Source organism: Methanomethylovorans sp. (genome assembly GCF_041305605.1).
Lineage (GTDB): Archaea > Halobacteriota > Methanosarcinia > Methanosarcinales > Methanosarcinaceae > Methanomethylovorans.
Map to the genome: position 1 here is coordinate 1 of NZ_JBFYLB010000036.1, position 3332 is coordinate 3332.

The 3332-nt window shown below is 44.9% G+C and carries 6 protein-coding genes; all 6 read right to left on the minus strand.

Features of this window, described 5'->3' with window-relative positions; genetic code table 11:
- A partial coding sequence (locus ACCM36_RS02480; RefSeq protein ID WP_370572139.1) for a uroporphyrinogen decarboxylase family protein occupies positions 1-209 on the minus strand: 209 nt, incomplete at its 3' end.
- 193 nt (positions 210-402) lie between these two features.
- Positions 403-867 carry a desulfoferrodoxin family protein gene (locus tag ACCM36_RS02485; RefSeq protein ID WP_370572140.1) on the minus strand — a complete coding sequence of 155 codons (465 nt, stop codon included), beginning with the start codon at positions 865-867 and terminating at the stop codon, positions 403-405.
- 61 nt (positions 868-928) lie between these two features.
- The gene (locus ACCM36_RS02490; protein ID WP_370572141.1) at positions 929-1183 is read right to left on the minus strand and encodes an AcrB/AcrD/AcrF family protein; all 255 of its coding nucleotides are present in this window, start codon (positions 1181-1183) and stop codon (positions 929-931) included.
- A gap of 11 nt (positions 1184-1194) precedes the next feature.
- Entirely contained in the window at positions 1195-1464 is a 270-nt protein-coding gene (locus ACCM36_RS02495; protein WP_370572142.1) for a monomethylamine transporter, read from the minus strand.
- 12 nt (positions 1465-1476) lie between these two features.
- Positions 1477-2862 (minus strand): APC family permease, encoded by a 1386-nt coding sequence (locus tag ACCM36_RS02500; RefSeq protein WP_370572143.1) that lies wholly within the window; start codon positions 2860-2862, stop codon positions 1477-1479.
- Between the two features lie 223 nt (positions 2863-3085).
- Positions 3086-3332, minus strand: a 247-nt coding sequence (locus ACCM36_RS02505) for a monomethylamine:corrinoid methyltransferase (RefSeq protein ID WP_370572144.1), incomplete at its 5' end; no start/stop codon positions are given.

Here is a 3332-nt window from a genome sequence, read left to right on the forward strand (position 1 = left end):
CGCACAGCCTCAAAACCTACAACTGTGTGACCAGCCTCACCAAGCTTTGCCATGAGCTGGGCATCTTCATTGGCCTGCGGCCAGAATGCGCCACAAGCTTCCATCTGCTCTACCGTACCGGTCTGTGTGACAGAGATAGCTGCCATACGGTCCACGCTCTGCCCTGTTAAAATACGGGCAAGCCTTTCTTTGGGGGTATAATTTGACATCAGAAGTCTCCATAAAAATGTTTAATCTTTTTTTAAGTCTATTGACCTAAAATTTTAGACCTGACCATATAAACCCTCACAAACAGATGATTTTTTTCAGAAAAAAGAGGAGTGGCTTGGAAGTTTACTTTATTTGTGATGTTTCTGTGGCCAGGTTAATGGTTGGTTTATCACTTTGAACTTCACTTGTTCATCATTTCCATTTGCAGGGTTTGCCTTCACCCTGTATCTTTGACATAACCTCTATATGCTTAGAGCCTTCCCACAGTCCATGCACGTTGCAGCTTTCAACTGCAACCAGTTCTGTTAGCACTGATTTTGTACCACATTCACCACAGACATTGACCCCATGTATCCTGCACTCTTCTATCTCTTTCACGGCAATTACCTCTTCCGGAATAGTTACCGTGAACTCTGCAACGGGATTTGCATCAGATGATGAAAGTTTCACCTCGCCAAGTTTTCTTCCATTCATAGATAGTTTTATCCATTCGATATAATGAGCTTGCTCCATTACATGGGGAACTGTCACTTTCACAGTGAACGGCTGTCCAGTGAGAACAAGTTCCGGTGCCTCTATAACAGGAACATGAAGATGCTCAAGCTCTGTGAGATGAGCTGGATCTACAGCCTTGTTGATTTTTTTCTTATCAGCCATTTGATCACCATTTTCTTTTCCAATCATTCATAAAGTAAATAAAATGCCAGCAGAGCTGACATTAGAATTTATAGTGTTTCACAGAGTGGTATAGTATGACCACAAAGAACACTATTATTATTCCCAGGGACGTGAAATAGGGTACAGGGTCCCATGTAAATTGCATGGCTCCGCTTTCTCCCCAACCCACAAGCACAGTTCCCTGCAACACCACTGGAGTTACCACACAGGTAAAAGCAACTATGAAGATAAAGAGGATGTCAAATACCCTCATGAAAACTCCTGGTTCACTTTCTTTTTGAACTGCTCCTGCCATCTTATACCTCCTTAATCATAGTATTCAAATTCGAACATGTGCTTCCTGATGGAGTTATACACGCCCACACATCCCAACGTCTCAATGCCCAGCAACAAGATTATGAACAATACGTACAGCCCCATGAGGGTAAATGGTATTGGCACATTAGCCCCTATTGTTGCCAGTATATTGTAGATCATGTATATTTCAGAGAAGTACAGCAGTGCTAGCAGCAATAAAATGACACCAGCATCCTGCTTCAATTTGCTATGGTATCTGTTATTGTCAATATTTGCCAACTTCATCCCTCCTTATTTGCTCCTGTGTAGTACCGGCTGTGGCCATCCCATGTCACGTTCCCAGTCGTGTTCACTCTCCATGCTCTTGTACCTCCAGTTGAAGTAGAAGTACGCCACCGTGTAGAACACCAGCCCGAAGATGAGGTTGAAGTTATATCCCCAGTACAGTGTTGACAGGATGACAATTGCCAGGAATATGGTGAAGTAAGCTATCCATGGTTGCATGGGTCCTATGAAAGGACGTACCTTGCTTGAATGCTGTGGGAACATTTTCCTAAACCTTATCAGGGCGAATGGGATCAGCACATAGGCGACCATTCCTGATGTAATTGAGAAGGTAATGACCTGGTCAAGGAAACCGCTGAAAGCGAAAGCTATAGCGATCGGCATTGTAAATATCACAGCCCTGTAAGGCGTGTAATATCTCGGGTGTACAGCTGAGAACCAGGGTGTCAGGAAATGGTCCCTGGACAATGCAAACCACGACCTTGAAGAGTCACAAACACATCCGTTTGCGCTGGCAAGACAGGTGAACAGCGTACCTATAGCAAGGAACACTACCAGGAAATAAACACCACTTGACGTTGCCGCTTCATAAAGAGGATATACGGATACACCCAGATCTGCTGTAGGTATAAGACCTGCACATACATAGAGCGTCATGCCTGCTGCAATAAGCAAAGTGATCATACCAGCCTGTTGTCCCAGAGGGACTGCCCTTGAAGGATGCTTACATTCTTCTGCACACATTGCAGCGCCTTCTATTCCCAGATAGAACCAGGGACCGAACTGCAACGCAGCGAATATTCCCACAAACCCGTTGGGCATAGCTCCCTCTATAAGGTTTGCAGGGTTCCAGGGTATTCCTCCGATTCCCAGAAGGTTGGCGAAGAAGAACACGATTATAGCTATGAAAGCGGTCATGGTTAGCGCAAAGTTAAGTGTAAGTGCAGCCACAACTCCACGATAATTGATAAATGTAAGAATCCCTATTACAAGCAATGTCACCGGCAATACCTGGATTTCCGGGAAGATTGATTGGGCTATCCATGCTACTACGATTGAGTCTGCAGCTTCCAGAGCGATGTATTCCATGTATACTGCAAGACCGACTATTGCGGCAGCACCTGGTCCTATGAATAACCTTGCCCAATCATAGGGACCTCCTGCAAGTTTTGTAGCAGCTCCAAGCTCACTGGCACACAGTGCTACCATAACATACATTGTACCGGCGACAAGCAGTGCAAACAGGGAACCAAGTATACCTCCTTTTGCAACTGTGAAATTCCACCCCATGTATTCGCCGACAAGAACTATACCAACACCAAGGGCCCATACGTGATAAGGCCTCAATGTTTTTACAAGAGTGGGGGATTCTGAACTCGTTTCTTCAGACATTGAGTTTTCCTCCATCAATTATTTTCTTGACACTTTTACAGCATCCAGCAATACCCAACCTATCAGCGCGAAAGCGATGAGATAAATTGCGCCGTTGATCAAGATCCATGTGTCCATTTTAATATGCCTCCGCTGTTTTATATGATTGGTAATTATTTTTCGTTACATAGCCCCCGTATAAAAAAAGCCAGCGAATTTAATTCGCTGGCTTGGTTTTGGAGGTTTAGAACACCAGTCCCAGTCCTTCGAGCTTCTTTCTTGCTCCATCGTAGACTTTCAGGTACTCATCTGTGGGTTCAATGGTCTTGACGTTGTAGCATTCCTGGAATGTCTTTCCAGCAGGTGCCTTAGCGTAGTTCTTCTCGTACATCTTGACCAGGTTATCCAGGATGTTGTTGACCTCCGGAATTTCCACACCAGCAGTTGCTCTTGCGGCTTCTCCCATCATCCTGGCTTCCATACCGGTGGTC